The organism is Shewanella sp. 433 (genome assembly GCF_059338565.1).
Genome location: NZ_CM181703.1, coordinates 2,066,468 through 2,089,199, shown reverse-complemented (window position 1 = coordinate 2,089,199; position 22,732 = coordinate 2,066,468). Strand labels below are relative to the sequence as shown.

At 45.4% G+C, this 22,732-nt stretch carries 24 protein-coding genes; 11 read left to right on the top strand and 13 right to left on the bottom strand.

Features of this window, described 5'->3' with window-relative positions:
- Positions 1-23: 23 nt before the first annotated feature.
- The 5 genes from AC5YB1_RS09195 to AC5YB1_RS09175 all read left to right on the top strand — a co-directional run bounded on the left by AC5YB1_RS09195 (position 24) and on the right by AC5YB1_RS09175 (position 3,600).
- Complete coding sequence (locus AC5YB1_RS09195) at positions 24-1,352, top strand: IS4 family transposase (protein WP_494518922.1); 1,329 nt, start codon at positions 24-26, stop codon at positions 1,350-1,352.
- A gap of 310 nt (positions 1,353-1,662) precedes the next feature.
- On the top strand, positions 1,663-2,067 hold the full coding sequence (locus AC5YB1_RS09190) for a phosphate-starvation-inducible protein PsiE (protein ID WP_494518921.1): 405 nt from the start codon (positions 1,663-1,665) through the stop codon (positions 2,065-2,067).
- Between the two features lie 120 nt (positions 2,068-2,187).
- Positions 2,188-2,487 (top strand): PilZ domain-containing protein, encoded by a 300-nt coding sequence (locus tag AC5YB1_RS09185; protein WP_494518920.1) that lies wholly within the window; start codon positions 2,188-2,190, stop codon positions 2,485-2,487.
- A gap of 113 nt (positions 2,488-2,600) precedes the next feature.
- The gene (locus AC5YB1_RS09180) at positions 2,601-3,269 is read left to right on the top strand and encodes an AAA family ATPase (RefSeq protein WP_494518919.1); all 669 of its coding nucleotides are present in this window, start codon (positions 2,601-2,603) and stop codon (positions 3,267-3,269) included.
- Complete coding sequence (locus AC5YB1_RS09175) at positions 3,256-3,600, top strand: replication protein RepA (RefSeq protein WP_494518918.1); 345 nt, start codon at positions 3,256-3,258, stop codon at positions 3,598-3,600. The genes AC5YB1_RS09180 and AC5YB1_RS09175 overlap by 14 nt, the downstream gene beginning before the upstream one ends.
- Before the next feature lie 63 nt (positions 3,601-3,663).
- Here AC5YB1_RS09175 and AC5YB1_RS09170 read toward each other — a convergent pair whose 3' ends face one another.
- Positions 3,664-3,906, bottom strand: a complete 243-nt coding sequence (locus AC5YB1_RS09170; RefSeq protein ID WP_494518917.1) for a YecH family metal-binding protein — start codon at positions 3,904-3,906, stop codon at positions 3,664-3,666.
- Between the two features lie 181 nt (positions 3,907-4,087).
- On the opposite strand from AC5YB1_RS09170, the gene AC5YB1_RS09165 reads away from it, so the two are divergent.
- The 3 genes from AC5YB1_RS09165 (at position 4,088) to AC5YB1_RS09155 (ending at position 8,124) form a co-directional block, all read left to right on the top strand.
- The gene (locus AC5YB1_RS09165) at positions 4,088-5,782 is read left to right on the top strand and encodes a LytS/YhcK type 5TM receptor domain-containing protein (protein WP_494518916.1); all 1,695 of its coding nucleotides are present in this window, start codon (positions 4,088-4,090) and stop codon (positions 5,780-5,782) included.
- Entirely contained in the window at positions 5,779-6,489 is a 711-nt protein-coding gene (gene btsR, locus AC5YB1_RS09160; RefSeq protein WP_494518915.1) for a two-component system response regulator BtsR, read from the top strand. Before AC5YB1_RS09165 ends, btsR begins: the two co-directional genes overlap by 4 nt.
- Before the next feature lie 186 nt (positions 6,490-6,675).
- Complete coding sequence (locus AC5YB1_RS09155; protein ID WP_494518914.1) at positions 6,676-8,124, top strand: carbon starvation CstA family protein; 1,449 nt, start codon at positions 6,676-6,678, stop codon at positions 8,122-8,124.
- A gap of 80 nt (positions 8,125-8,204) precedes the next feature.
- On the opposite strand, the gene AC5YB1_RS09150 is transcribed toward AC5YB1_RS09155, so the two are convergent.
- The 9 genes from AC5YB1_RS09150 to AC5YB1_RS09110 all read right to left on the bottom strand — a co-directional run bounded on the left by AC5YB1_RS09150 (position 8,205) and on the right by AC5YB1_RS09110 (position 16,342).
- Positions 8,205-8,759, bottom strand: coding sequence for a YaeQ family protein (locus tag AC5YB1_RS09150; protein WP_494518913.1), 555 nt, complete (start codon positions 8,757-8,759; stop codon positions 8,205-8,207).
- 89 nt (positions 8,760-8,848) lie between these two features.
- Positions 8,849-9,760 carry a precorrin-2 dehydrogenase/sirohydrochlorin ferrochelatase family protein gene (locus AC5YB1_RS09145; protein ID WP_494518912.1) on the bottom strand — a complete coding sequence of 304 codons (912 nt, stop codon included), beginning with the start codon at positions 9,758-9,760 and terminating at the stop codon, positions 8,849-8,851.
- Between the two features lie 252 nt (positions 9,761-10,012).
- The gene (locus tag AC5YB1_RS09140; protein ID WP_494518911.1) at positions 10,013-10,330 is read right to left on the bottom strand and encodes a putative signal transducing protein; all 318 of its coding nucleotides are present in this window, start codon (positions 10,328-10,330) and stop codon (positions 10,013-10,015) included.
- Between the two features lie 234 nt (positions 10,331-10,564).
- Complete coding sequence (gene secF, locus AC5YB1_RS09135) at positions 10,565-11,512, bottom strand: protein translocase subunit SecF (RefSeq protein ID WP_494518910.1); 948 nt, start codon at positions 11,510-11,512, stop codon at positions 10,565-10,567.
- A gap of 13 nt (positions 11,513-11,525) precedes the next feature.
- Positions 11,526-13,376: a protein translocase subunit SecD gene (gene secD, locus AC5YB1_RS09130; protein ID WP_110458858.1), complete on the bottom strand. Its 1,851-nt coding sequence runs from the start codon at positions 13,374-13,376 to the stop codon at positions 11,526-11,528.
- Positions 13,377-13,414: 38 nt separating this feature from the next.
- Entirely contained in the window at positions 13,415-13,747 is a 333-nt protein-coding gene (gene yajC / locus AC5YB1_RS09125; protein WP_028773077.1) for a preprotein translocase subunit YajC, read from the bottom strand.
- 28 nt (positions 13,748-13,775) lie between these two features.
- Positions 13,776-14,900, bottom strand: coding sequence for a tRNA guanosine(34) transglycosylase Tgt (tgt, locus tag AC5YB1_RS09120; RefSeq protein WP_494518909.1), 1,125 nt, complete (start codon positions 14,898-14,900; stop codon positions 13,776-13,778).
- 168 nt (positions 14,901-15,068) lie between these two features.
- Complete coding sequence (gene queA, locus AC5YB1_RS09115; RefSeq protein WP_494518908.1) at positions 15,069-16,109, bottom strand: tRNA preQ1(34) S-adenosylmethionine ribosyltransferase-isomerase QueA; 1,041 nt, start codon at positions 16,107-16,109, stop codon at positions 15,069-15,071.
- Positions 16,110-16,180: 71 nt separating this feature from the next.
- Complete coding sequence (locus AC5YB1_RS09110) at positions 16,181-16,342, bottom strand: hypothetical protein (protein ID WP_162924207.1); 162 nt, start codon at positions 16,340-16,342, stop codon at positions 16,181-16,183.
- A 175-nt stretch (positions 16,343-16,517) separates the two neighbouring features.
- On the opposite strand from AC5YB1_RS09110, the gene AC5YB1_RS09105 reads away from it, so the two are divergent.
- Positions 16,518-17,111: an acyl carrier protein phosphodiesterase gene (locus tag AC5YB1_RS09105; RefSeq protein WP_494518907.1), complete on the top strand. Its 594-nt coding sequence runs from the start codon at positions 16,518-16,520 to the stop codon at positions 17,109-17,111.
- 270 nt (positions 17,112-17,381) lie between these two features.
- On the opposite strand, the gene AC5YB1_RS09100 is transcribed toward AC5YB1_RS09105, so the two are convergent.
- Genes AC5YB1_RS09100 through AC5YB1_RS09090 form a run of 3 tightly spaced genes read right to left on the bottom strand, consistent with a single transcriptional unit; the run spans position 17,382 to position 20,442 of the window.
- Positions 17,382-18,905 (bottom strand): PhnE/PtxC family ABC transporter permease, encoded by a 1,524-nt coding sequence (locus AC5YB1_RS09100; protein ID WP_494518906.1) that lies wholly within the window; start codon positions 18,903-18,905, stop codon positions 17,382-17,384.
- Positions 18,898-19,584, bottom strand: a complete 687-nt coding sequence (locus AC5YB1_RS09095) for an ATP-binding cassette domain-containing protein (protein WP_494518905.1) — start codon at positions 19,582-19,584, stop codon at positions 18,898-18,900. The genes AC5YB1_RS09100 and AC5YB1_RS09095 overlap by 8 nt, the downstream gene beginning before the upstream one ends.
- A 3-nt stretch (positions 19,585-19,587) precedes the next feature.
- Positions 19,588-20,442 (bottom strand): putative selenate ABC transporter substrate-binding protein, encoded by an 855-nt coding sequence (locus AC5YB1_RS09090; protein WP_494518904.1) that lies wholly within the window; start codon positions 20,440-20,442, stop codon positions 19,588-19,590.
- Positions 20,443-20,684: 242 nt separating this feature from the next.
- Here AC5YB1_RS09090 and AC5YB1_RS09085 point away from each other — a divergent pair, with 242 nt between their 5' ends.
- A complete protein-coding gene (locus AC5YB1_RS09085) occupies positions 20,685-21,359 on the top strand; it encodes a response regulator (protein ID WP_494518903.1) in 675 nt (224 codons plus the stop codon).
- Complete coding sequence (locus tag AC5YB1_RS09080) at positions 21,350-22,699, top strand: ATP-binding protein (RefSeq protein ID WP_494518902.1); 1,350 nt, start codon at positions 21,350-21,352, stop codon at positions 22,697-22,699. The genes AC5YB1_RS09085 and AC5YB1_RS09080 overlap by 10 nt, the downstream gene beginning before the upstream one ends.
- Positions 22,700-22,732: the final 33 nt, after the last annotated feature.

Sequence of the window (22,732 nt, the reverse complement as noted above, 5' to 3'; positions counted from 1 at the left end):
CAGAAATGATATTGGATTTTTTTATGTCTTTAGAACAAGCTTTCTGCACCGCTTTTGAATACCACCAAGAAGCCACAGCCTTTACCAATCTTAATCACTTATTGGATGAAAACATCATCCAGCAAGCCTTTGAAACTGCTGGGGTCGCCACAGTAAGAAAACGTCGCTTACCCCTTGATGCAGTTATGTGGTCTGTCATTGGTATGAGTTTTTACCGACAACAGTCTGTATGGGAGCTTGCGACTCATATGGAGTTGATGCTACCAGGTAAAAAGAAGCTCATTGCCCCCAGTGCTCTTGTTCAAGGGCGCCAGAGGTTAGGTGTGCAGAGTATGAAAAATGCCTTTCAAATGATGGCAAAACATTACTATAGCAACACTCAATTTGAGACGTGGTGTGGACTGAATTTATTAGCCGTTGATGGTGTAGTCTGGCGCACTCAGGACACCGCTGATAATCGTAATGCTTTTGGCTCACCATCAAATCAACATGGTGACACCTCATTTCCTCAGGTTCGTATGGTGTGTCATATGGAGCTCACTAGCCATCAACTGATAAATAGCGCGTTTGATGGTTATAAAACGAGTGAAATGAAGCTAGCAGAAGCGCTCATACAGTCAACTCCAGACCATAGTCTCACGATGTTCGATAAAGGTTTTTACTCCTTAAACTTGCTACATCAATGGCAACTAGGTGGTGAAGAGCGGCACTGGTTAATCCCTGCGAGAAAGGGGCTTCAGTACGAGGTTTTACACTCAAATGGCCGGTTAGATAAACAGGTGAAATTGGCAATAACCGCCCAAGCCAGACAACAAAATCCAGCGCTACCGACGCATATAGAAGCGAGGCTGGTGACAAAATCAATAAAAGGTAAGACGCATCAGGTATTAACCTCAATGGTCGACCCATTACGCTTTCCAAGTGCTGACATCGTTGAGTTATATAATCATCGATGGGAAATAGAGCTTGGCTACAGAGAGATGAAACAAACCCTACTAAACAGCGAGTATACGCTAAGAAGTAAAAAATCAGAGATGGTAGAACAGGAACTTTGGGGCTTACTACTTGGCTACAACCTGATGCGTCAAGCAATGACTGAGGCCGCGTCAAGAAAAGGAATATGGGCCAATCGCCTCAGCTTCAGTAACTGCGCGAGTACGATACTAAGTTACCTAGCAAGATTACCACTGATGAGCCCAGGAAATTTACCCAAACATTACGAGCAACTGATAGAAATGCTAGGTAACTTCGAGCTACCAACGAAACGAGAAGATAGGGTGTACCCAAGGGCTATAAAGTCAAAACCAAGCAAATATCCCCATAAAAAGAAAAATGCCAATCAGCTTAACTGACTGGCATTAGCCCAATAAGGGCGGTTTTTTTTACATTTCCAAGATAACACCTTCCCACGCGAGACAGGCTCACATACCAGATACATGATTGATGCATGCTCCTTTGCTACGCACATATCCGTTTAAGCAAGTAAAAGCTACATACCGCCATTTAACACACTGTTTTATCGCTTAATACATTGGCTAAATTCTAAAATACAACACAGCATGACTATACCAATAGATCAATTTGTGAATAAAATCACAAACATCTGCTAGCGCAATACACAATTGTTGATACCATCTATAAAAACACTAATGAGAGTTGTTTATGGGAAAGCTTTATGTTCGCTATGGTTCAAAAAGTATCAAGGCGGTTGAATACTTCGTCTTAATCATAATCGCTATTGCCACTATGGTCGCGATAGGTCAAGAAGTGGTGCACATCATAATTATGCGCAAAGTCGCACTAGAAGATCTGCTACTGCTGTTTATCTATCTCGAAGTACTCGCCATGGTGGCTAATTATGCTGAGTCGGGAAAACTACCGGTACGAATGCCACTGTATATTGCCATTGTGGCATTAGCTCGCTACTTGATCTTGGATATGAAAAGCATGGATGACTGGCGTATTATTGCGATTGCTGTTTCGACTTTCGTTCTGGCTGGCACGGTAATAGTGATCCGTTGGGGACAACTCAAATTGCCTTATCCACGTAATAGTGATGACCTTTAATATTCTTGCTTATCAAACTATAACGGCGCTTTCTAGCGCCGTTTGTTTAACTATGTGCTGACATCAAAATTATGCTAGCTTTAAGCCATTAGGACTATTCAAACACAACAAGGAAAATCAATGAACCTGCAGCAAGAGCTTGATGAACGTCGTAAGTCACTTCGAGTTGATATGGAGTCTGAGCGAATTAAGATTACCTGGACAGACACCAATGGCGAGATTAGGTGCGACGATGCTTTATGTGTGGATCTTTCCCGTCGAGGTGTACTCATCGAGTATCATCAATCTTTTACCTTAGGTGAATTACTCTATATCACGTTTAATGCCAATACCGATAAACAAAACCAAATTAAGGCACAAGTGTGCCGCTGCCAGCAACAAGATGGCGAGAAATTTCGTATTGCACTACAAATTATTTAGGTATCTCAATAGCTAATTATATATTTTCAAAAAAAACAGATAACGCTAATTTATACTAACACACTGACTTAATGGTTAAGTCACGCAATGCTCTATTTGAGGGAGACACAGACATGATTTTGCTTGTAGGCGGTGAGAAGGGAGGCGCGGGTAAAAGCTGTATGGCGCAAAACATTGCTGTTCATATCACTCAAAAACATAACGCGAATGTGTTAATGGTCGATTGTGACCCACAGCGCACCACTTCAGATTGGATCCAAGCTCGTAATGAAGACCCTAGTCTTCCACCCATTAACTGTATTCAATTATACGGTAAGATCCGTAATGACTTACTCGGACTAGACCAACGCTTCGATTATGTCATTGTCGATTGTGGCGGCCAAGACAACCTCGCCATGCGCGCCGCCATGTCGGTAGCCAACTATGTGTTATTGCCACTGCGACCGAAACGCCGCGACCTCAAAACCCTACCCCACATGGAAGATATGCTCAGTACCTGTAAAATGGTTAACCCCAAAATGGTCGCTGCGGTAGTCATAACTCAATGCCCTTCACTGCCTAATCAGTATAAGCGCATCTTAGAAGCCAAAGAGGTGGTCGAATCCTTCGGACTAAGGGCATTAAACGCTGTCACTTTCAGCCGCAATATCTACGACGATAGCGAAGAGCAAGGCTCATCGGTACTCGAAATAGAGCCCGGCGGTAAAGCCGCCATCGAAATACGTGCTATTAGCGATGAACTACTCGCCATACCACCTGAAAATTCTTATGAGCTTAACTGATCTGAAGCGGCGTAAGCCTAAGCCGCGAAAATCACTCTCGATTGAAGAGTTTATCGAAGATGCCAACAATTATGCATTTGGCCAACCCAGCCTATCCCAGCGTACCAAGAAGAAACATAAAGCCAAGCAGACGGTTAGCCTTAAGAAGCAATCGAGTAAAATTTTTCGCCACGCCACTTTCACGCTCACCGAAAGTTGTATTGCACAGCTTAATCAATTGGCCAGAGACAATAAAATAGCCAAGTCTCGACTTATCCGGATGATGATTAAAGATTTTGCCGACAAGTCACCACAAGCCATAGAGCTGCTTATTGATGAAAACCAAGATTAACTAGCGAAGCGTTAGTGATGTGATAGGGCCGCGAATACTGTCGCGGCCCAAACACTTTAAAGGCTAATGATGACAAATTTTATCGACTGCGGTCTCAATTCCCATTGCTGACTCAATAAACTTACCTTTACGTTCTAAAAAAGCAATCAATTGCTCAGCCGACATCTCTGTCGCCGAGCACGTATGATATTTTGCCTGTTCACCAAACTGAGTCGCCATTAATTTAATAAGTTCTGTTTTCGATATAGCGCCGCCTAAAGACAGCATAAGTTGCATCACTTGATGACCATGAATCGAATCTGACATCTTAACCTCAATAAAGACTTAATTAATACGCATGTTATAACTTATTATTGATATTAAAACCATGCGCTATAGCGCAAAGTGAACAGTTGTGGTCTCTTAAGGGCTAGTGCTATGCTCAAGAGACCCATTACACCACTCTGACAATGGCTTGGCTCATGCCGTTATAGGAACATCTGTTTTTATGCCGCTCATTTTATTGTTAACCCAACAGATGTGTTTATATCTAGTGATCGTTTACTTACTGAGTAAAACACCGCTATTTAAGCTGTTTGCCGAAACCGCGACCCGCTTACCCCATAAAATCTACATCTACTGTATCTTTTCAGGCTTTTGTATTTTGGCCACCTACTTTGGTGAGCAGACAAACGATGCCATTGCCAACACCCGTGCCATGGGCGCGGTATTAGGCGGCTTACTCGGCGGCCCGGTTACTGGTTTTTTGATTGGTTTAACGGGGGGTTTGCATCGTTACAGCTTGGGCGGCTTTACCGATCTGGCCTGTGCAATCTCAACCACATTAGAAGGCTTTTCAGCCGGGCTCGTCGGTTTATATCTACGTAAATTAGACAGGAGTGAATTGGTTTATACTCCCCTGCTCGTTTGCTTAGTGACCTTTTCAGCCGAAATGATGCAGATGGGGATTATTCTCGCCGTAGCACAGCCCTTTGATGATGCGGTTGAACTGGTCAAACAGATTGCACTTCCCATGCTGCTGGTTAATTCAATCGGCGCCGCGCTGTTTATGAGTATGGTGCGCGACCAAAAAACCATGTTCGATAAGCTATCATCGGCGTTTTCGACTAAAGCACTCAGAATTGCCGAGCGCAGCGTTGGGGTGTTATCCAGAGGCTTCGATCAAGAGAGCAGTACCAAAGTCGCGCAGATCATTATTGAAGAAACCCATGTTGGCGCCGTAGCCATTACCGACCGAGAAAAACTGCTGGCCTTTATCGGCATCGGCGATGATCATCACATTCCTGGCACCCCCATTTCATCGAAAATCACCCAAGATGCAATCGAGCAAAATTGTGTCATGTTTGCCGATGGAGTGGAAACGCGTTATGCCTGTTCAATCTCTAATCAATGCCGCTTAGGTTCAAGCCTAGTGATCCCGCTGCGATGTGAGTCAGAAGTGATCGGCACGATTAAGTTATATGAACCCAAAAACAAACTATTTTTAAATATTAACAAGACATTGGGCGAAGGTATTGCACGATTAATGTCTAATCAAATCCTATATGGCCGCTACGAACAACAGCAGAATTTATTAACACAATCAGAACTAAAACTACTGCAAGCTCAGGTCAATCCTCACTTTTTGTTTAACGCCTTAAACACCATCGCTGCCATTATTGGCCGTGATCCAGTAATGGCGCGCCAACTGATCCAACACTTAGCCCAATTTTTACGCATCAACTTAAAACGCACCACAGACCTGGTCACCCTAACGGATGAACTCGAACATATCGACGCCTACCTTATGATAGAAAAAGCGCGCTTTTTCGATAAATTAAGTGTCGAGATCGATATTCCAGCCTCGTTGCATCATCATAAATTGCCCGCATTTACCCTACAGCCCATTATCGAAAATGCCGTTAAACATGGTACATCTCACCTTATTGAGCCTGGTGAGATAAGGGTAAGTGGACGAGCCGACAACGACCAATTAATTTTGCAAGTCACCGATAACGCAGGATTATATGACACAACGCAGCAGACAGATAACTCAGGCCTGGGCATGTCGATTGTGCATAAACGCATTCAAAATCTGTTTGGCAATAGCTTTGGCGTCACGATAACATCGAGCCGCGATGAATATACGCAAATAACCATTACCTTACCGTTAACCACCAGCCCAATAGGACAGTCAAAGTGATCCGCTGTTTAATTATTGACGATGAGCCCTTTGCCCGCGATGCATTACAAGAGTTACTCAACGTCTATGACGATATTGAGGTGATCGGCCAATGTGCTAATGCCATTGAGGCGATACAATCGATTAGCAAATTAAAGCCTGATTTGATTTTTTTAGACATTCAGATACCCAAAATTACTGGCCTTGAAATGGTTGCCATGCTGGATCCTGATACTATGCCCCGAGTAGTATTTGTCACCGCCTATGATGAATATGCAATTCAAGCTTTTGACAATCATGCTTTTGACTATCTGCTTAAGCCCATTGATGCAGCTCGCTTGCAGACCAGCATTCATCGTCTACGTAAAGATTTGCCCCAACCCTCACTGAGCGCCATTTTACCCACAACACTGGAACATGTGCCCTGTTATTGCGGCAATCGCCTCAAAGTGATTAACATCAGAGATGTCGAATACGCGTTCAGCGATTTAAGCGGCATCCATGTTACCACCGCCAATGAGCAGGTGCATACGCATCTCACCCTTAAAGTACTCGAAGAGAAGACAGCGCTAATACGTTGTCACAAGCAGTATCTTGTTGCGCCCCACGCTATCAGTGAAATTGTGATGCAGGAAAATGGCGCTGATGTTATTACCCATTCAGGCAAAACGATACCTGTATCACGGCGATTTTTAAAACCACTAAAACAGCTATTTGGCTTTCATTGATTAGCTCCTAGGCTCCCATTTACACGAATGACTCGACGCGCAGGGGCTTGTGCTCGCCCAGTAGCCAAACCGTTAACCGCCTTAAATAACCGCTTAATCGCTTGATACGACCACTCACCTAAATGTCGATTTTATTCTCTCTCACAGGCGATACACTCTGCGTGTTTTTCACTGGGGGTATAGATTATGATGTGGTTTCTAATGTGTGTCGGCCTGCTAATTGGCGGATACTTCATCTACGGTAAATTTGTTGAAAAAGTCTTCGGCATAAATGAGGCGCGTCAAACGCCCGCCTTTACCCAAACCGACGGGGTAGATTTTGTCCCCATGTCTAAAGGTAAGGTCTACCTTATCCAACTGCTTAATATTGCCGGTGTTGGGCCTATCTTTGGCCCTATCTTAGGTGCACTTTATGGCCCTGCCGCCATGTTATGGATTGTGCTCGGCTGTATTTTTGCTGGTGCAGTCCACGATTATTTTTCAGGCATGCTCTCGGTAAGAAATAATGGCCAGTCGGTACCTAATCTTGCCGGTAAATACCTGGGCAAAAGTGCCAAACATTTTATGAATATTTTTGCCATCATCCTACTCTTGCTGGTCGGTGTGGTGTTTATTTCTGCGCCTGCTGGTTTGCTCGGCAAGTTAACCGGCTGGGATATTAGCATCTTCGTAGGGATTATTTTTACTTACTATTTAATCGCAACCATTGTCCCAGTAGATAAAATTATCGGTCGCCTATATCCTTTCTTCGGCGCCTTATTGCTGTTCATGTCTGTAGGGTTAACCATAGCGCTAGTCGTGTCGAGCGAACACTCTCTGTTACCTGGCTTTGAAGCAAGCGATTTTTTAACCAACCTTAATCCCAATGACATGCCACTGTGGCCTGCCCTGTTTATCACTATTGCCTGCGGTGCGATATCAGGTTTCCACGCGACTCAGTCACCGCTAATGGCTCGTTGTGTAGAAAATGAATCTAACGGCCGCTTTGTGTTCTTCGGCGCCATGATAGGCGAAGGGATCATTGCACTTATCTGGTGTGCTATCGCCTTATCTTTCTTCGGCGGTGTTGAAGGGCTCAATGCCGGTATGGCAGGTAACCCCGCTAACGTAGTATATGAAGCATCAACTGGCTTGTTGGGCGCTGTGGGTGGCTTTATGGCTATCTTAGGTGTCATTATTTTGCCTATCACATCTGGCGATACGGCGTTTCGTTCGGCCCGCTTGATTTTAGCCGAGTTCTTTAAGCTACCACAAACTGCGCTACCTAAACGTCTATTGTTGGCTATCCCACTGTTCATCATGGGCGCGATTTTAACTCAAGTCGATTTTGGGGTGATTTGGCGCTACTTTGGTGTGGCTAACCAAACAACCGCAGTGATGATGTTATGGACGGCATCGGCATACTTACTGCGTCACAATAAGTTCCATTGGATCTGTACCGTCCCAGCGATGTTTATGACCACAGTGGTGATAAGCTTCCTGCTCAACTCGGCAACCTTAGGCGCAGGCCTACCGATGATGCTATCTACGATTGCTGGTGTAGTGTCAACGCTCGTCATCACCGCGCTCATCATGGTTAACACCAAAGGTAAAGGCGAGGATGAGGATGAAACATCTTTGGTAGAAAAAGCTTAACCACGCATAAGTCGCCTTGCACACCTGTAAAAAAGCCAGTCTGGAGACTGGCTTTTTTAACACTCAAATATAAGCAAGCACTACTCTTTTAGCACCTGGTCTTTTAGCACCTCGGGAATAATCTGCACACTACCGCGATCATTAGACATCCAAATTTCGCCTTCGCTAATATTAAATTGCACTATCATGCTGCGACTCACCAGCTCACCCATGGCTTTTACCGCATCTTCGGGAATATTCCACACTTTTAAATTCTGATAACGTGCAAACGCTTGTTGATTTTGTTGCCACCATATCGGTACGCTGCGTCCGCCGTAAGCAAACAACTGCACCTGTTTTGAACGGCCACAGGCTTTTCGAACCCATTTCTCATCACTTTGACCAAACTCAACCCAGAGCTCTATTTCGTCGCTCAATGATTTTTGCCACAACTCCGGCTCATCTTCAACACATAAACCTTTGCTAAACTGCAAGCTATCGCTGGCATTAAGGGCAAAGGCCAGCAGGCGCAACATCATACGAGCATCGGTTTCTGACGGGTGCTGCGCGAGGGTAAGGTTATGATCGTGGTAATATCCACGATCCATATCAGCTATCTGTAGATTGGCTTTATAAACCGTTGCTTTAGGGGCCATATTAATCAAAATTATGAATGATACGGCTAGTTTACCTTAATTACGCCAAGCAACACACAGCCGATACTGCGCAAATGGCTGCAATCGCGCTATAGCGACCCACCGCGCAGCCACTTCGCCATGGGAAAATGAGCAACCAGCCTTGAAATCGTCGCCACCTCCGCAAACAGCAACACTCGCTCACCTTTAGCATACTGGGCATTGATAACGCTCAGAGAAGGCATACTCGCTCGCGACGCATCACGGCGGACTAATTCAACTAAATCGCTAGGCAGCGCAATATCGCTACAAAGTGTGTCTATTCGCTGTAATAAAGGCATGGCGGCTATCGGTAGCAGCTCAACTTTGGTTTGATCGTCAATCAATAAAATCTCCCCCTCATTCGATAGCTGCCTAAACGCATTGTCATAGCGCCTAAGCGTATCAGCATCAAACTTATCGCCGTTGCTGATAAAAAACTGCTCCCAAAATAGCTTACGCTGACTAAAATCAGGCAAACGTTGCTGCACCTCAACTCGCCTCTCGGCAATAAAATCAAACAGTTCACTGAGGGAGTTAGGCAACCAAGTTTCTAAACGTGAACGTAGCTCGCGGGCAAACACCGGCGCAGCACCCGCTGTGCTTATGGCCACCAGCAGGCGACCTCTATCGACAATTGATGGGGTAATAAAACGGCATAAGCCGGGAGAATCAACCACATTGACCCATATTCCCTTCACGGTCGCGTGCAGTGCCATATCACGGTTAAACGCATCATTGGCAGTTGCCAAATATAACAGATCGACATTGGCAATATCATCTGTGTTGGCCGCTCGCTGATGTAGTCTTATCCGACCTTGTCTGGCATAAGATCGCACCTCATCACAAATATCAGGTGCAATCACCTCAATTTCGGCTAAGGTTCGACTGAGTAGATCCAATTTGCGACTGGCCACTTCGCCAGCGCCAATAATTAAAACTCGCAGGGATTGAGTATCAACAAATAAAGGGAAATACTGCATAAGGAAGCGCTCTCTTTAGCTAAAGCGGAGGGAATAATTGTAAGTAAATAATAGCATTAGCGCTCAAGTAAGGCGACTGGCACAATAGAGCATCCAGCATTTAGCTGATGTGACAAACGCAGAACATACGCCCTATTGCAATGGCAACTACGTAAGTTCTACTCGGCAAGCAAAGAGCCAATATGACTTAGGTGAATCAAGATAAGTGATAACACTTAAAATCGCTTATTCACAAGTCAGCAAGATAGTTTATTAACTCAAACGTTCACTTCGTTCGGCACTGCAATGCCAACACAATTCAAAACTGCCTTCATTCATCTCATGACACTTAAGGCACTGCCATTGTGGACTCTCAGTGTTGAGAGTTTCAAGCTGTGCTCTGGCCGCCTCATATTGTGACTCGGTAACCCAAAGCTCAACATCTTGCAGATCGGTTGGCAGTTCGCCAATGCCACCTAGCAGCGCTTCACCACGCAGCTCAACCTCTATACCACAAGCTTCGAGCATCCCTTTCCAACTATGGGCTTGTAACAAGTTGCCACCGGCGACTAACCTAGTACGTTCTTCCATGTGTTTTCTCCTACTGCAACAATTCAGACAGCGAATGGTTAGGCGAATCAATTAACCGCCAACATCCTAACGTCAATCAGGGCTGGTTGTCGAGAAAAACGCGATCAAAAAACCAACATCTTGATGCAAAAAAAGCCACAGAATGTGGCTTTTTACATCAACAACATGATTGATGACATTAAACTGTTAAAAACAGAACGATAAATTACGTTTATCGTTGATGCTTCTGTTTGTTTAAGGCATTAATGCATCTTGATCGGCACCCTCTTTTTCAATCTCAACAGGCATCATGTGTTCGCGGTTGATCCCCAATTTCACAGCAAGGAAACTCGCCACGTAAATTGATGAAAAAGTACCCACGAAAATCCCCATCAGCAAGGCTGTCGCGAAGCCATGGATCATGGTGCCCCCCTTAAGGAATAGTGCCACAACAACCACCAAGGTGGTACCAGTAGTAATAATGGTACGACTCATAGTTTGAGTGATTGAGGTATTGACAATCTCTTCAGGGGTACCTTTACGCATCTTGAGGAAATTCTCACGAATACGGTCAAACACAACAATGGTATCGTTAAGTGAGTAGCCGACAACTGTGAGTAAACCCGCCAGCACCGTTAAGTCGAATTCCAGTTGCAATAACGAAAATACCCCTAAGGTAACAATCACATCGTGAGCCAGCGCGGCCACCGAGCCCATGGCTAAACGCCATTCGAAACGAAATGACACATAAATAAGGATACAGATCAGCGCCACTAATACCGCTAACCCACCTTGCTCAGCAAGTTCCTTACCCACTTGCGGACCGACAAACTCGACGCGCTTTTGGACCACACTAGGATCGATAGCACTGGCGGCTTCCATCACGTGCTCCACTTGCGTATCACTCTTGATATCCGCTTTCACAGGTAAACGTACCAACACATCGCGGCTCGAACCAAAGTTCTGCACCACGGCACCATCGGTCGCATCTGACGTCAACACACTGCGTAACTGGTTAAGATCAACCGGTTGAGAAAACTCCATCTCAACCACTGTACCACCAGTAAAATCTAACCCCCAGTTAATGCCTTTAAACGTTAACGAGGCCAATGAACCTACCACTAAGATCATTGACAAGATACTGATCGGCAACGCATGGCGTAAGAAGTTGATCGTGCCTTTTATTGATAAAATCTGGAACATAGTCAACTTCCCCTTAAATAGACAGTTTCTTCACGCGCTTACCACCCCATATCGCATTCACAATAGAGCGAGTGCCGACAATTGCGGTAAACATCGACGTGGCAATACCTATCATCAGTGTCACCGCGAAGCCTTTAACGGCACCGGTACCCACAGCAAATAGAATTAACGCTGTCATAAAGGTGGTGATGTTCGCATCAGCAATGGTTGAAAACGCATTACCATAGCCTTCGTGTATCGCTTGTTGCACACTGCGCCCCGCGCGAAGTTCTTCACGAATACGCTCATAAATAAGCACGTTACCGTCAACAGCCATACCCACGGTTAACACCATACCAGCAATACCAGGCAGGGTTAACACCGCGCCAGGGATCATCGACATCACGCCCACCACCATCACTAGGTTAGCCGTTAACGCAAGGTTGGCTATCAAGCCAAAGCCACGGTAATAGACCAGCATGAAGATAAGCACAACCGCCATACCCCATACCATTGCCTGAACACCGTTTTCGATGTTTTCAGCACCAAGGCTTGGACCAATCGTACGCTCTTCAACAATCGATACAGGAGCAATTAACGCACCAGCACGTAGCAGCAAGGCTAGGTTTTGCGCTTCGGCATGATCTAGGCCTGTGATGACGAAGTTACGCCCCAAACGCGCTTGAATGGTCGCCACTGAGATCACTTCCTCAATTTTATCCATCTTTACGCTGCCGTCAGGGTTTTTCTCGCCGTTATCTTTATACTCAATGAACAAGGTCGCCATCGGCTTGCCGATGTTGTCTTTGGTCACATTTGAGAAGATAGTTCCACCTTTAGCATCGAGGTTAATCGACACTTGTGGACGGCTGTACTCATCAAAACTAGGTTGAGCACCTTGAATATGATCACCGGTTAGCATGACCGCTTTTTGCAGCACCACTTGACCGCCTTGGCGACGATTGTAGACTTGCGATCCTGCAGAGATACGCCCACTGGCAATCGCAGCCGCATCGGCTTTTTCGTCAACCATATGGAACTCAATTGACGCCGTTGCACCTAAAATATCTTTGGCACGTGCGGTATCTTGAACACCAGGCAATTCGACGATGATGCGTTCAGCCCCTTGGCGCTGAACCACAGGTTCTGCCACACCCAACTCGTTAACACGATTACGCAATGTAGTGATGTTTTGCTGCAGTGCTTCTTCCTTAATTTGCTTAAGGTAAGTTTCACTCATGTTCGCTAGTAACAAATAGTTGTCATTCGATGAGATATCGCTGAACACCATGTCGTTACTGCGCGTCTTGAGAAAACGTTCAGCTTTAGCAAGGCTATCGGCATCACGGAATTTAATCTCAATGCCTTTAGCGCTATTACGGATACCGGCATAACGAATTTTTTCGCTGCGAAGATCGGTTCTAAAATCGGCGATTTTAGCCTCGGTCATCTTACGAATCGCTTCGCTCATGTCCACTTCCATTAAGAAGTGCACACCACCACGTAAATCAAGACCTAGCTTCATTGGACTACCGCCCAGTGACTCTAACCACTTTGGCGTTGCCGGGGCTAAGTTGAGCGCGACAACATACTTATCACCGAGTGAGTCCGCAATGGCCTCTTTAGCGAGTAATTGTTGATCCGCATTAGCCACACGCACTAACAGTTGACCATTTTCCAGCTCAGAGCGCTTAACTTCGATGCCTTTTGTCGACAATAACTCATTGACTTGTGTCTGAGTCGATACGCTAACTTCGGCACCACGTGTCGCGACCACTTGCACTGCATGGTCTTCACCAAATAAATTTGGTATTGCGTAGAAAGCACCTATGGCGATGATGAACATCACCATTAGGTTTTTCCACATTGGGTATTTATTTAACACACCATCGCCCTCTTGGCTTAAAGTGACTTATTTACAACTTAAAGTGACTTAATCGACCCTTTAGGCAAAACAGCCGCAATGTAATCCTTTTTAATTGTGATTTCGCTGGTTTCATTGATGGTAAGTAACACGTAATCATTTTCATCACTGATTTTCGCGATCTTACCTAAGATCCCACCGCTGGTTAACACTTCGTCACCTTTGCTCAATGAGCTCATTAGGTTCTTATGTTCTTTAACGCGCTTTGATTGTGGGCGGAAAATCATAAAGTAAAAAATCAAGCCAAAAATGACCAACATGAAAATCAGTTCCATGGTGCCACCACCTGCTGGTGCGCCTGCTGCGTTTGCATATGCATTTGAAATGAACATAGTTCTCTCTTCTTATTAGCTGTAAGTGTTAATCGGATAACTTAGGAACTTCACGACCTTGACTGGTATAGAACTCCTCAACAAAGGCGTCTAATGTACCTGTCTCAATTGCGCCACGCAAACCTTCCATCAACATTTGGTAGTAACGTAAGTTGTGGATGGTATTTAAACGTGCTCCTAAAATTTCATTGCAACGATCTAAATGATACAGGTACGCCCGTGAGTAATTCTTACAGGTATAACAATCACATTTAGCATCAAGTGGTGAAGTGTCATCACGATGACGCGCATTGCGGATCTTGATAACGCCTTCACTGGTAAACAGATGACCATTGCGAGCATTACGTGTTGGCATAACACAGTCAAACATATCTACGCCGCGACGTACGCCCTCAACTAAATCTTCTGGCTTACCGACCCCCATCAAGTAACGTGGCTTATCGGTTGGAATTTTAGGGCACACATGCTCCAAAATACGGTGCATATCTTCCTTTGGCTCGCCAACCGCTAAACCACCGATGGCATAACCATCAAAACCAATATTAACTAGCCCATCTAGGCTTTCATCACGTAAATCTTCGTATACACCGCCTTGGATAATACCAAAGAGGGAATTGGGGTTTTCCAGTCTATCGAACTCATCGCGCGAACGCTGAGCCCAACGCAAAGACATCTGCATTGACTTACGCGCTTCATCTTCAGTTGCAGGATATGGCGTACATTCGTCAAAAATCATCACCACATCACTGCCAAGCGAGTCTTGAATTTGCATCGACTTTTCAGGATCGAGGAAAATCTTCTCACCATTGATTGGCGAACGGAAATGCACCCCCTCTTCGGTGATCTTACGAATATCACCCAAACTAAAGACTTGGAACCCGCCAGAGTCGGTCAGGATTGGACGTTGCCAGTTCATAAAATCATGTAAGTCACCATGCTTGCGCATGATCTCTTCGCCTGGTCGTAACCAAAGGTGAAAGGTATTTCCCAGCAGAATATCGGCGCCAGTAGCACGCACTTCTTCAGGTGTCATCCCTTTCACAGTACCGTAGGTACCAACAGGCATAAACGCAGGCGTTTCGACAGTACCACGTTCGAACACTAAACGACCGCGACGTGCACGACCATCGGTTGTATCTAATTCAAATTTCATAATTTACCTCGCCAGAGAAACAGTCTGACACCAATATTGTGCCTATGGTTTTAGACACGAATGAACAATAGAGATAAGGGCAAACAATTGAGTATCAACCCTTAACCTGAAAAAACATAAAAAAATACCCACTTTAAATAGTGGGTAGGTATTTTAAAGCAAAATCACTTATGAGTTCGGTTTTTTAGTCACAAACATGGCATCGCCATAGCTAAAAAAGCGGTATTTTTGAGCGATCGCGTGCTGATAGGCGTTTTTGACCTCGTCGAAACCGGCAAATGCGCTAATCAACATAATCAAGGTCGACTCTGGCAGATGAAAATTGGTGACAATGGCATCAACAATTTGAAACTCATAACCTGGATAAATAAAGATATCGGTATCACTACTAAAAGGTTGCAGTTCACCTTGGCTGGCTTTCGCTGCACTTTCCAGTGAACGTACTGACGTGGTGCCCACAGCTATCACGCGTTTACCCGCCGCTTTGGTGGCCGTGATTTGATCAACCACTTGCTGCGAAACCTCAGCCCACTCTGAGTGCATTTTATGTTCGAGGATATTATCCACCCGCACAGGTTGGAAGGTTCCAGCGCCGACATGTAAAGTCACAAAGGCGATATTGACGCCTTTATCTTTTAAAGCCGCAAGCAAGGCATCATCAAAATGCAATCCCGCGGTGGGCGCTGCTACCGCGCCTGGATTTTGATTGTAAACCGTTTGGTAGCGCTCTTTGTCGGCATCTTCGTCTGGGCGATCGATATAAGGCGGTAATGGCATGTGCCCTACTTCTTCGAGCACCTCTAAAATGGTCTTGTCACTGTTAAGCGCAAGTTCAAACAGCGTATCGTGACGTTCAAGCATGGTCATTTCATAACCGCCGTCGAGGCACACTATGCTACCGGGCTTGGGCGATTTTGAGCTGCGAACATGGGCTAAGATGCGTTTATCGTCGAGCATACGCTCAACCAATATCTCTAATTTTCCGCCAGTTTGCTTTTGACCAAATAGGCGTGCGGGGATCACCCGGGTGTTGTTAAACACCATTAGATCGCCTGGATTCACCATCTGTAAAATATCGGTAAACTGTTTATCGGCAAGCTCGCCACTGCTGCCATCAAGAGTCAATAAACGTGAACTACTGCGATCGGGCATAGGATACCTAGCGATCAGTTCATCAGGAAGGTCAAAACAAAAATCGGCAACACGCATAGTTAGTCTCTGTTTAACATAAATCGGCCGCTAGTCTATTGGCAGAAACAGAGAAGATCAAGGCAAACCCACTAGTTAGTGCTTTCATCCTCTTTGACGCTAACTTGGTGAGGTTTGACGTCAAAAAAAGCTTTACGATAACTGTGTTGTTCTATCGGAATATCAACCTGCACACGTTTACGTTGCGATTGTTCCTTTTTACCTAATAGCTTCGAAAACCAGTTAAACATCATCCATGATCCTTAAAACCGATAATAGTTAATATGAAGGGAAACTCACTGGGTGCACATCCTTAAGTTGCCTATGATTGCATCGTACGCTCACTCTGCATAAAATAAAGGTTCCTTAGCACCAGCGGTCATGATAACGTGAAAAACCTGCTTTAACAAAGAAAATACATCATATCTAATGAACTTTTTGGCTCATCTTCATCTCGCAGACAACAGTAACACTTCTCTGGGCGCCAACTTGGCAGGTGACTTTGCTAAAGGCAATATCATTGACCATCCAAAACCATTACAACAAGGTATTTGGTTACACAGACAGATTGATTCTCTTACCGACAGTCACGAGCTGACCAAAGAGCTCCGCGCCGCGTTCCCGGCGCAATTGCAACGGGCTGCGCCGATATTAATCGATTTAGCCTTTGATCATATGCTGGCCAAATATTGGGATGAATACCATAACCAATCATTAAGCCAGTTTGCAGAGCACGCCTATACAACATTAGAAAGCACGCCCCACCTGCCCCAAACGCTGCTTGATATTATTCCCGCCATGCGCCAGCAAAATTGGCTTGTGGCCTACCAAGCTCAAGAGGGATTACATCGAGCGATAACCTCGGTTGCCAAGCGCGTATCAAAACCTGATATTTTTAACGGCGCGGTAGACACTGTCATCAAAATGGATATCGAGATCGAAATTGCATTTCGGACTTTCTATCCACAGCTGATGGCCTATAGCCGTATTTGGAGCAGACAGACACCGAGCGACTTCCTCTAACTCGCTTGGTGTTATCCTCAATAAATCTGGGCATATCCTTTAGGCGACATAACCACTTCATCCACAGGTGGCTAGCTCACAAACGACTAGCCCTGTGCCAGATTCAGCCGATTGACGGTTTCTGGAAGTAAAACATCAATGTGATATGACATCTGAACCACCACTACTATCTACAACACCGGATATATCACAATTAAAAGCATCATAAAAGGCTCGCGGCGTTTTAGCGTAAGCTTTAGCAAAGCACCAGCCTTTACTGAAACCTTAACGCTAAGCCACACAAGATGGTGCCCCTAGGTTAACCCCTTGGGGTAGCCTATTGGCTAATAATCGCCGCGCGATATGATCAACAATCACATTCATTAATGCCGTAATAATAAGTAAATACAGCGCATTACTGTAGCGAATTTCGGCAAAGGCGCTATCGATATAAAACCCCAAAGTGGCGACGCCTAATACACCAAAAATGGCCGTTTCTCTTAATATCACTTCAAAGCGATAAAACAGCAACGACATCAAGTTAGGATAGATGCGCGGTAAGATCTCAAAAGCAAAATGATCGGCTCGCCACTGGTAGGTACCGCTGGGCTTAAGTATCTCCTCTTGCCTTACCACTAAGTAGGCAATCAAGGCCCCATTATGCAGCGCCAGTGCAGCGATGGCTGGCAACATAGAGGGACCAAGCAGCAACATAAAAATGAACGCCAATAAATACTCAGGCAACGAGCGCAGCACCAATAGCACAGCTCTCCCCAGCGCAGCACTCCAACGACTGCCGCGATAACCGCTAGCGATATAAAATCCAACCAGCGCCAATAATTGGGTTGCGCCTAATGCACATAAGGCTAACACCAATGTGGCACCAACCCCTGGTAACACCTGCTCAAAGGTTAGCTGCTGCCACCAGCGGCTAAATTGCCACCACCCTTGGCTAAGCTCAATCTGGTGATGAACGATACCGCGCAGCCCGGGGGGTAGTAGATCATAACTAATAAATTGCCAAATTAATTGGCTATCTAACACGGTTATTGTCGGCAGTGTTAACAGCGCCGCCAATAAGTACCAAGGCAACAGCAGGCTACGAGCCCACCATGAAATGGTACCGATCAACAGCACAAATAAGATCAGCAGCGCCGCCCCTTCTTGATAATTTCCCTGACTAAATGCAGTTTCAAGATAAAACCCTAGCGTCGGCATGCCAATAAAACCCAGTACTGCGCTGCTGCGCAGTGCACACTCAAATCGATAGCGGATATAAGCCAGCATTAATGGATAAACATGTCCCACTTTGCCGTAACAATAGCGGCTAATATTATCGACCTTAGCAGGCAGGCTCTCGAGCGTCGTGCTAGGTGATTGTTGTAAAATATCATGAAACACTCGGGCGAAAGTCGCGCCATAGGGCAAGGCGATGGCCAGTATTCCGGTCAGTGGTGATAAGCCAAACAGTTGTAAAAACAGTAACGCCCAAAATATCTCATGAATGCCTCGCACCATGGCGCAAACACCGGACACCCAAGGCAAATGATAGATCAACACCAAGGGCGAACCTAAGAGTAACCCCACGCTGACACCAAGCAGCGCAAAACTAACGGTTAACCATAAGGCGTTAATAATTGATTCTGTAGCGAAAAAATCTGGGGTAAGCATGGCGAGCAGCATACGAGATAGCTCATGCCAAGGATCGAGAGAGATAATGGTAATATCGGCAAAATAGCTACAGCCCAAAGCCATTGCCCAAAGTGCTAAGGTTAAACCTTGCCAAGGGCCAATAAAGCTTAACGGGTTAGGCATGTGAACGCGCCGTGGCGGCGCTGTCTAAGCTATTATCAAAAAAAACGGCCAGATCATGCTCGTTCAAGTGTTTAGCCGGCCTATCCAAGGCAATTTTTCCATCACGCAGGCCAATAATACGGTCGAAGTGATTCAGTGCCAGATAACGATCATGTAGCACCATCACGACAGCATCGTGCTGGGCTATCACCTGCTCCACCAATCGATTGGCCATCATAGGATCGAGCGCAGAAAACGCTTCATCCCCTATAAACACCGCTTGTTGCTGATACAAGGCGCGTGCTAACCCGACACGTTGACGCTGGCCTCCAGATAACGCAGATACCTTAGTCGTTAACGCCACATCAAGCGATAACGCCTGACAAAGCTTGTCCACTTCAACCTGCCGCGTCGCCATCGGCCACACTAAGTTGGCGATGTTATACACCCAGTGATGGCGCGCGAGCCCACCCATATAAACATTGTGATAGACACTGAGGGCATCCACTAGGCCTTGTGATTGAGCACACAAAGCCGATTTATCTTTAAGCTGCTGATAAATATAGTTAAGTAGCGTTGATTTTCCTGCACCAGACTCGCCGACTATCGCCAGTTTCTCGCTAGGGTGAAGCGTCAATGATAACTTATCGAGCACCCGTTTATTGCCGTAACTTATCGACAGATCTTTGATTGTTAGCATAGCCTAATCTAATAAACCAATGGCAACCGCCACTGTGGCAATGGGCTCATAATCTTCATTATCGGCTGCGACAAAAGCTTGCCGAGGAAAACTCGCTAATAAGTCAGGTTGATCCATGTTCAGCAGTGCCATTTTTACTTTGTCGCCAAAACCTGCACCATAAGTTTCATCAACCCCTGCGCGTAACGTCCACTGATAATCGGGATAACTGGGACTTTCCCAGATGACTCGCACTTTACCTGTGTCTACTTGCCCATTCGCAACCGCACTTTGCCACACCTTATAATTGACCGCGCCCACCTGATAAGCCCCCGCTTCAACCTGGACAATAGTCCGACTGTGATCGCCAGAAAAGCCTACCCGAGTAAAGATATCGGCGACCTTTTTGCCCATATTGCGCTCAATATAAAATTGCGGCATCAATCGACCCGACGTCGAACCTTTAGAACCAAAGGTAAAAGTGTAACCGTTTAAATTAGGAAAATGGTTCGATGGCATTAACTGCACTGAATGATGGGCAATAAAATAACTTTTAAACGATTGATCTTCAAAACCTTGGGCAATAGCCTTCGAGCCAGGCACTAAACGCCTAGCTTGCACACCCGACAAGCCACCGAACCAGGCTAACTGCACTTGATTATTTCGAAAGGCTGTAACGGCTGCGGCATAAGACTTAACCGGAATATAGTTAACCTCGACCCCAAGCTCTGCTTCTAGGTAGCGCGCAACCTTATCGAAACGGGTCTGTAATTGGCTTTCATCTTCATCAGGGATCGCGGTAAACGTGAAGCCCGTCGCCCATGTTGTCGGTAAATATAAACACACAAATAGTATAACAACAGCGTTAAGCCAAGGCATAGAATAGTCCTATTATTCAATATTGACGCGATTCTAACCATTAGTGGCCTAAATTCATAGGTGATAAAACGCTTAGTCTCCAAGGCAATTGATAATATTAAGTTAGTCGCTGCAAGGTAAGTCAGCAACGGTTAAGTTAAACGGTTATAAACTAATGGCTTTAACGGCTTAGCTCAATTAGCATGAGCAATAGAAGTGGTTACACTAAAATAAACTCACCCATAACATTAAGGCCCACGCGAATGAGAATTTTGATTGTTGAAGATGATCCCATCTTATCCCATCACCTCAATGTACAACTGAGTGATTTAGGCAATAAGGTTCAAGTGGCCCTCACCGCCAAAGAGGGATTTTATCAAGCAACCAATTATCCAATCGATGTGGCCATTGTCGATTTAGGCTTACCCGACCAAGATGGCATTAGCCTTATTCACACCTTAAGACAGGCCGGGCTTAAAGCCCCTATCCTTATTTTGACCGCACGGGTCAACTGGCAAGATAAAGTCGAGGGCTTAAATGCAGGCGCCGATGACTACCTGGTTAAACCGTTTCAAAAAGAGGAGTTGGTCGCACGCTTAGATGCACTCGTGCGCCGCAGTGCTGGGTTTGTTAAACCACAAATTACCAGTGGTCCACTGCAATTAGACTTAGCCGCTAAACAAGTCACTCTCGATGGAGAGCCAATGGAGGTGACCGCATTTGAATATCAAATATTAGAATACCTCATGCGCCATTGTCACGAGGTTGTCGCCAAGCAGCGCCTTTTGGATGTGATTTATGGCGATAAAGAGGGCGACCCAAATACCATTGAAGTGATGGTCAGCCGCCTACGAAAAAAACTCGCTAAGAGTGATTTAGACAACCCCATAGCCACCATCCGTGGTCAAGGCTATAAGTTTAATCTCGTATGCAGTTAAAGTTCAAATTCAAACGCCGCCTGCTGACGCGGTTATTCCTGACCTCACTCTCCATTATTGCTTTAGTGGGCTTTGGCTTAGCTTGGCTGGTTAATATTCTCTATGCTCAAAATAATTATAATGAAGAGACGGCGCAGTTGATCGCAGAGATCCCCAAAGTCGCCGCAGAATTAAAAGAAAACAACCTGATCCCAGATGACAGCCAATGGCTGACAGAAAATAACACCCCCGAGCGTTATATTATCGCTAGTTGTAATGAAGCATTCGCGCAAGTTTGGACCTCATCATTAGCTGCCGATCGTGGTTTATTCGATACCTGCGAGCGCTTTAACCATATTAGACATGATGCCCCGCCTTACTACCTGACCCTAGCTGATAATAAAAATTACTTTGTCTATTTACTGTCGGTCGAAATCGCCAAAAATAAATACAACTTATTGGTGATGAAAGATGCACAAAAATTAGAGCAAGAACTAGATAAGTTCAGCCGACGCACCTATTGGCGCCTCGCCATGGTACTGGGTTTAGCATTCGTATTATTAATCAGTGCTGCTTATTGGGGAATGCGGCCATTAGTACGCCTGCGTAACGAGTTACAACAAGTCAGCAGTGGTAAGGCCAAGGCATTATCGAACGATTATCCGGTCGAACTTGAGGGCGTGACACAAGCACTCAACCAACTGTTACAGCAATCGAGCGCCCAGCAAGAACGTTACCAAAATGCCATGAATGACTTAGCCCACAGCCTTAAAACACGTTTGGCCGCAGTACATGCTATTACCGATGATGCCAGCCTGGATAAAAACAGCGCTAGCGAAAAGATCATGCAACAAGTTAGCCAAATGGATCAGCTAGTAAAATATCAATTAAAGCGTGCCATGCTTGGACGTAAAGGGCTTAAGCGGCAACAAACTCCCGTCGCCCCTTTAGTTGATCAACTCGCGCAAATGCTGTTTAAAGTCTATCGTGATAAACAGATTAGCTTTAGCGCTAACATCCCTAAAGAGCAGGTTTTCCCTGGCGATAAAGGCGACTTAATGGAGTTATGTGGCAACTTAATGGAAAATGCCTTTAAGATGTGTATCAGCCAAGTAACGGTGAGTGCCTATTACAGCGACAACGGTGAGTTTGTGTTGATCGTTGAAGATGATGGCCCCGGCGTTATTGACAGTATCCGCCAACGTATCATCGAGCGAGGTGTGCGCGCCGATACGCAAAAACCGGGTCAAGGGATCGGCCTCGCTGTCTGTCATGAAATCGTCATCAGCTATAATGGCCATATGGCAATTGAAACATCAGCTCTTGAAGGTGCCAAGTTTATTATCACCATCCCTCTTTAATCGCTAATCAACAAATTCACTGGTGTAATTAAA